The following is a 6927-nucleotide window of genomic DNA, read 5'->3' as shown; positions in this document are numbered from 1 at the left end:
CCACACCGAGGATTGAACGCTCGAGACCCAGATATATGCCCCGGAAGCATATACTTTCCTGAAACCTACAGGTCAATCCCTAAAAATCCGCGATTCTGGACACACTTTTTGACCCTTAACCCGAATTCTTCGGGCGGCTTCTTCGTAGTTGGTTTCGTAAAGGTTAGAGATCTCCAGCTTCTCGACAGAGAGATCCGCCACCTGCGCCAAGCCCACAAATTCCACCAAGAGATCCACTTCGCCGATATCAAAAACAACAAGGTCAACTTCTACTTTGATCTTGTCGAACTTCTAGCCGCAGCCGATGTACGCGTTGGCGGCTCCGTTTATGACTCCACAGGTTCTTTCCATCCCGACAAGGACACATGGGAACAGCAAGCAACCATGGCATCAAGGTTGATTCGCGGAAATATCAATCGCGGAGAACTTGTAAACGTCTTCGTCGATCTCGTTCAGACTCCCCGCGGGGAATCAGTAGCACAAACCGTGAAAAGCGATGTTAACCGTGCCTTAGGAAGCCGATGCGTGCTGGAGGCCTACGACTTCAATTCTGAAGCAAGCGATTTCCTGCAGCTAGCCGATATTGTTGCTAGCTCAATAGCGTATGAGCGCCGACACGGAAGAATGGATCCAGCTCGACGCAACACCCCGAAGGCTCGAGTTGCAGCTCGCCTTCGCCGTGCGCTGGAATTGGATAGTTTTGACGATATTCAGCAGGGCAAAGTCAACATTGTGACCATGCGGGAGAAATAACTCATTGACTTTGGCTCGCGCCACCCTATAATTAACTGTCCGAGGGAATTGGGCTAATTGCCCACCACCTCTCGGACCGGCTGGGATTGAGTTCGCAGTACCGGATAGCGCATGAATCGTTGCGCATGACAAACGTGAGTGGTCTTCCATTCCTTAAGTGGGATGCGGGGACCACTCTTTTTCGTCCCACCCCTCCCGTTAACGCTCTCGCAACATGGCCCCCATCACACTGATGAACGTACCGCTTCGAGTACACACCAACACCTCAAGGAGGCCTACATGAAACGCATCATCACCAGCGCCGCCGCCTGCGCGATCGCCCTCGGCACCGTCGCCGCCCCGGCCCACGCCGCCACCGTCAGCGAGAAGGACGCAGACGGCAACTGCGCAGTCACCCTCACCGATATGGAGAAGGAGTTCATCATGGGCACCTTCGACGAGTCCAAGCAGATCGGCGAGCACGAGCGCGCCCGCGATTTCGTCGCCGCTGTGGAGACGGTCTACCCAGGTGTCATGGCCGCCAACGAGTCCGACCTCAAGGGCGAGGCGCCGGACTACTCCAAGATCCTGCCGGCCGATCTGGTCAAGCCGTACACCGATGCAATGCAGATGCTCGACGAGACCGAACCGACCACCGTCACCACCCTCGAGGACGTCGACGTGGACGCGTGGAAGGTCGGCCCCTCCACCACCCCGATGGCTGAGGCCCCGTTCACCGAGGGCACCGAGCTCTACGAGGCATGGTCCGCAACCCCCAGCGGCATGCTCTTCATGAACCAGCAGCTTATCGACGTAGCTAACGCCGCAGCCGCCGCCTCCTGTGCCAAGGGCGACGTGAAGGAAATGGACTACCCCACCGCCCCCATCGCGCTGGATAAGACCAAGCCGGGCATGGACGGCATGAACGGCATGAAGCCGGGCGATAAGGATGGCATGAAGCCGGGTGACAAGGGCTCGTCCGATAAGGGCGACATGAAGGACACCCCGAATGTCGCCGCCATCGTCGGCGGCGTGATCGCTGCCCTGCTGGCGCTGGCTGGCATCGTTGCGGCGTTGCCGATGCTGGGCATCAACGTGCCCGGCATGAACATGCCTCGCATGTAGTCCCTACAGTCGCGTCAACGACATATCCCGCCCACCCCTGAGCATTGCGGGGTGGGCGGGATATGGCGTCGATAGGCGGGAGGCGTCTAGCGCTTCGCGATCGGGCCGAGCACCTCATCGACCGGGAACGGGAAGAGCAGCGCGATGAGCGATAGCAGGCCGATGATGCCCGAGATGGACAGCACCGCGATCAGCAACGGGCTGGTAATCGAGGAGCCCTGCGCAGAGCCCTCGGAGTCGCCCTCCGGCTGGGCCTCAACCGGCGTCATCGTGGTGTCGAAGGTGAGACCGTGGTTGATGCTCTCGATGCCGAGGGCGTTGTTGACCAGGAAGAACAGGTCAGTCTGGTCGATCTGGCCGGTCACGTTCGCCGCACCCGGGCCGGACGCCGCGACGCGCAGCTGCGCGCCGGTGTGCTGCTGGCCGCCAAGGGCGTCCTCGTCCTCGTTGGTCTTGGAGGTGGCGAAGTTGACCGCCATGGTGGAGCCATCCACCGTGGTCAGCTGGGTCACGCGGCCGGCAGTGTTGGCGTTGTCGTAGGTGATCTGTGCGGTGTGGGCGTGGTCGGCGGTGGCGACGATGAGGGTCTCCTCGCCGGTCTCTTCGACCCACTTCTGCACGGCCTGGACGGCCTCGTCCAGCTGGCCGACCTCACCGATCAGGCCGCAGGCGTCCGCCTGGTGGTCGGCCTTGTCCGGGGACGCGGACTCGACCTGGAGCAAGAAGCCGTTGTCGTTGCGCAGCAGCTCGAGTGCCTTGGAGGTCATCGCGCCCAGTCGCGGGGTCTCCTCGGTGAACTCCGGGTTGGCCACACAGGTCGCCGGCTGCAGGTCGCCGCCGTCGGTCGTCGGGATGGACTGGTTGAGCACGCGCGGCATGTTGCCCTCGGAGAACAGGCCCAGCACCGGCTTGTCGGAGTTGGCCTCAGCGATGGCCTCGAGCTCAGACGCGTTGGTCACCACCTGGTAGCCGTTGTCCTTCGCGTTGTCCAACACCGACTTGCCGGCGGTCCAGGTGTTGCCGCTGGCGTTCCACTTGCCGCCCTGAACGACCTCGGTGTCGAAGTACTTGCTGCCGCCGCCGAGGGTGACGTCGGCACGCAGGTCCACGATCTGCTCCGAGATGGAGCCCAAGCCGCCGTTTTCACGCAGCTGCTCGCCCTTGGCCACCTTCTTGTCGCCGGACGGTGCGTAGTAGGAGCGGTCGAGCGCGTGCGCGGCGAAGGCAGCCGGGGTAGCGTCCTGGATCTCGGCGGTGGAGACGTTGCCGATCTTCATCCCGCGGGCCTTGGCCAGCTCACCCATGGTGGCGACCGGCTTACCGGCGTTGTCCACACCGATGGCGCCGTTGTAGGTCTTCACGCCGGAGTTCCACGCGGTGCCGGTGGCGGCGGAGTCTGCCACGTAGTTTGGCAGGCCGGTCTCCTTATCCAGGGAGAAAGTGGTCAGGTACCCGGTGTAGTCCAGGTTGTCCAGGCCCTCGAAGCGGCCAGCGGAGCCCTTCAGGTAGTTGCGGGCTGCGGTGATCTCGGAGTCGCCGGTGCCGTCGCCGATCAGGACCACGACGTTCTTCGCCTTGGCGTTGTCGATGCCCTGGCCGTCCTTGCCAAACTGGGCGCAGTCGCCCACCTTCGGAGCTTCGCCGGCGGCGACGAGGTAGCACAGCTCGTCGCCCGACTTGGCCTTCGACCGGTTGGCCAGGGATACGACCTTGTTGTCCTTATTGATCTTCCACGGCTTCTGGCCGCCGTCGGTGCCGCCGTTGAGGCCGAGCGCGTTGGCCATGACGTAGAACGCGTCGGTCTGGTCGATCTGGCCGTTGACGTTCTCGGAGCCCGGGCCGTAGCCGGCGATGCGTACCTGGGTGCCAGTGTGCATCATGGAGAAGTTCGGGGTGTCGAACGGGTCGCCGTTTGCCTTCTTGTCAAAGACCGGGTTGCCCTCCTCATCCAGCCACGGCTGGGTGCCGAAACCGACGGACATGACCGCACCGCCGTCCTTCGGGGACTGCAGGCGGGTCACGGCGGACACAGACGGGCGGCCGTCCGGAATGATCTCGGCGGTGTGCGCGTGGTCGGCGGTGACCACGATCAGGGTGTCCTTGTCCTTCTTGGCAAAGTCCAGGGCTTCCTTGATCACTTCGTCGATCTGATCGGTCTCGCCGATCATTCCGCAGGCGTCGGCCGCGTGGTCCGCCTTGTCGATGGATGCGGATTCGACCTGCAGGAAGAAGCCCTTGTCCGCCGACGGGTCGTCGAGAAGCTCGATGGCCTTCTTCGTCATTTCAGCTGCGGACGGCTCGTCGCCGCGATCCGCTTCCTTGCAGACCTCGGGCTCGGTGGTGCCATCGGACTTCACCGGCACGGTCTGCTCAAACTTGCGGGTCATGTTTTTGTCGTGGAACAGACCGAGCACCGGCTGGTCCTGGTTTGCGACGGTGATGCCCTCGAGGCCCTGCTTGTCGTCGACAACCTGGTAGCCCTTGGCAATCGCATTCTCACGGACCGACTTGCCGGCCTCCCAGTCGGCGCCGCCGTCGTTCTTTTCGGTCAGGAACGGGTTGCGGTTCTCGCCGCCCTCAAGCACCTCAGCGTCGAAGTACTTGCGGCCGCCGCCCAGGGTGACGTCGGCGCGGGTATCGATGATCTGCTCGGAGATGGAGCCGAGACCGCCGTTTTCACGAGCTTCAGCACCCTTGACCGGCTTCGCCTCGCCGGACGGTGCGTAGTAGCCGCGCTTGGAAATGTGCGAGTGCATCGCGCCCGGAGTCGCATCCTGGATCTCCGCGGTGGAGACGTTGCCGGTGCGCATGCCGGCGTTCTTGGCCATCTCCAAGAGGTTCTCGTGCGGCTTGCCCGTAATGTCCACGGACAGCGCGCCGTTGTAGGTCTTTCCGCCCGTGGACCAGCCGGTCGCGGACGCGGCGGAGTCGGTCACGTACTGGCGCTTGCCGTCCTTGCCCACGGCGAAGGTGGTGTACGCGCCGGACGCGGTGAGCTCGTCGAGGCCCTCGAAGCGGCCGTTCGCGCCCTTGAGGTAGTTGCGCGCCGCGGTGATCTCCTGGTGGCCCATGCCGTCGCCCAGGATGAAGATGACGTTACGGGCCTGAGCGTCGGAGTTGCCCTGGCCACCCTTGCCAAACTGGGTGCAGTCGCCCGGCTGCGGCGCGACGACGTTGCCTTCGGAATCAATGGTGATGCAGGTGTCCTTGCCGTTGAACGCCTGCTCCGCGGACTGAGCGAGAGAAACCGGCAGGTTCGCCAGTGCCAGCGCGGAGACGCTGACGACAGCTGCCACTGCCTTGGAGGAGAAACGCATAAGACTTCCTTGAGGTAAGAGGGATGGTTTTTGTAACCACGGCGCAAGCTACTCTCAGGTTGCGTACAGGAGGCTACATTCAGGTTAATTTCAGGTTACGTCCGCATCATCGCAGCTCCCGGGCCCTATATGTGCTGTAGGTAAGTGAAATCGGTGTTCAATTAGCGGCGCTTTTTCATCACGAGGGGTTTAACTACTCCCCCAGCAACCGGACCTTCAATGCAAAAAACGGCCCCCGGATCGCTCCGGGAGCCGTCTTTTTTCGCGCGGGCTAGCGCGGGTGTCACCACGTTCCAACAGAGAGGTGACAGTTAACATCACATTTTAGGGATCGGAGAAACTGCTGTCTACCTAAGCGTTTGCTTAACGACGACCCCGTGCCCCAACCAGGCCCGCCACCGCAAGCAGAGCGGACAGCAACACCGCCGAGACGATGCCGCGGTAGTCGCCGCCGTTGCCCGCTGCGGACACCGCTGTCGACGCCCAGTGCATCGGCGCTGCTTGCGACAACGCCACCCACACAGAATCAACCTGCGCGGTGGTCGCGGTGCGCCACACCCAGCCGACGAGCCCGGCCTGCACCAGCGCAAGCACGCCAGCTGCGCCAAGACCAACCCCAGTGCCGAATGCTCGACTTAACACGGAAGCCAGGCCCGCGCTGGCGAGTGTGCCCAGCAGCAGACCTACAAACGCAACCCCGTATTCCTGCGCGCCAAACCCGGATCCGATCACCCCGGCCAAGATGGTGCCCGCGGCGGCCAAAACCACGGAACCGGCGCCCAGGATCCACCAGCGGCCGCGGGATGCGAACCACGCCGCCGCCGCCAGTGCGGTGCCGCCGAGCACGGCCATGGCGGCGAGCAGCATCGCCGCCACCGGAGCCAACGTGGACCCGGCCGGCCCAGACTCTGCGGCACCCGGCGCGACCGCCGGCACCGGCAGGGCCGCGCGCACCGCGCCAACCTTGTCGGCGTTCATGCCCGCCATCTGGTTGATCTTTTCCACGCCGGAAACCAGCTCGTCGATGCCGCCGGTGGCTTGCCCGGTCTGCGCCTGCAGCTCGCGCAGGCCCGCGGCCAACTCGGCGGAGCCGTTGGTGGCTGTATATATACCGTCGTGGAAGCCGTAGCCGGGGACGGCGAGTTGATTGGCCAGGTCGCGGGAGCCGTCGCGAAGCTGGTTCATCTTCGCTACCACATCCGGCGGCAGCTGGGCGGTCTCCGCCTGGGCGCGCAGGTCCTTTAGCGACTCGCGGGCATTGACCGCCTCCGGGTCCTTCGCGCCCTTGAGCTCCTCCATGGAGCGGTCGATGGCAGCGACCACCTGGCCGCGCACCGCCTCAAACCCGGACACCTGGCCGACGACCTCGCCGATGGAATCCGCCAGCTGCGTCGCGCCCGCGCCCAACTGGCCGGTGCCAGCCTGGAGCTCGACCATGCCGTCGGCGAGTTGCTGGGAGCCGGACTGGGCGGCCGCGAGGGCGTCGATAAGCTGCTGAGTTTGCCCCTGCGCCTCACCGATGCCCGCGGCGAGCTGGCCGGCGCCCTCCTTGAGCACCTTCGCCTGCTGCCCGGCTTCACCGGCGGCGCGGCGCGCATCGCCAAGATTGTCCGGGCCGACCTGCGGGGCGCCCGAAACCTCAGCATCGCGCCCCGCGTTCGTCCACGTTTCGGCCGGATTCATGGGCAAAAACACCCCGACAACCAGCGCCAGAAGCGCACACACCAACCGCCACGCGTTGCCCGATTTCATG

The 6927-nt window shown here is 63.9% G+C and carries 4 protein-coding genes; 2 read left to right on the top strand and 2 right to left on the bottom strand.

The genetic code is table 11. From position 1 onward, the window contains the following. On the top strand, positions 1–753 hold a 753-nt coding region (locus tag O5O53_RS03465; protein ID WP_269509047.1), incomplete at its 5' end, for a DUF3800 domain-containing protein. Positions 754–1032: 279 nt separating this feature from the next. Next, positions 1033–1857 (top strand): hypothetical protein, encoded by an 825-nt coding sequence (locus O5O53_RS03460; RefSeq protein WP_269509044.1) that lies wholly within the window; start codon positions 1033–1035, stop codon positions 1855–1857. Between the two features lie 86 nt (positions 1858–1943). Here the strand turns inward: O5O53_RS03460 and O5O53_RS03455 are convergent, their stop codons facing one another. Both O5O53_RS03455 and O5O53_RS03450 read right to left on the bottom strand, forming a co-directional pair. Beyond that, positions 1944–5174, bottom strand: coding sequence for an alkaline phosphatase (locus O5O53_RS03455; RefSeq protein ID WP_269509042.1), 3231 nt, complete (start codon positions 5172–5174; stop codon positions 1944–1946). A 363-nt stretch (positions 5175–5537) separates the two neighbouring features. Then, a complete protein-coding gene (locus O5O53_RS03450; protein WP_269509039.1) occupies positions 5538–6926 on the bottom strand; it encodes an ABC-2 family transporter permease in 1389 nt (462 codons plus the stop codon). Between the last annotated feature and the right edge of the window lies 1 nt (position 6927).

This window comes from Corynebacterium faecium (assembly GCF_027257105.1).
Classification (GTDB): Bacteria; Actinomycetota; Actinomycetes; order Mycobacteriales; family Mycobacteriaceae; genus Corynebacterium; species Corynebacterium lehmanniae.
Note: the sequence above shows the minus strand (reverse complement) of the source record. Positions and strands in the feature narration are given on the sequence as shown.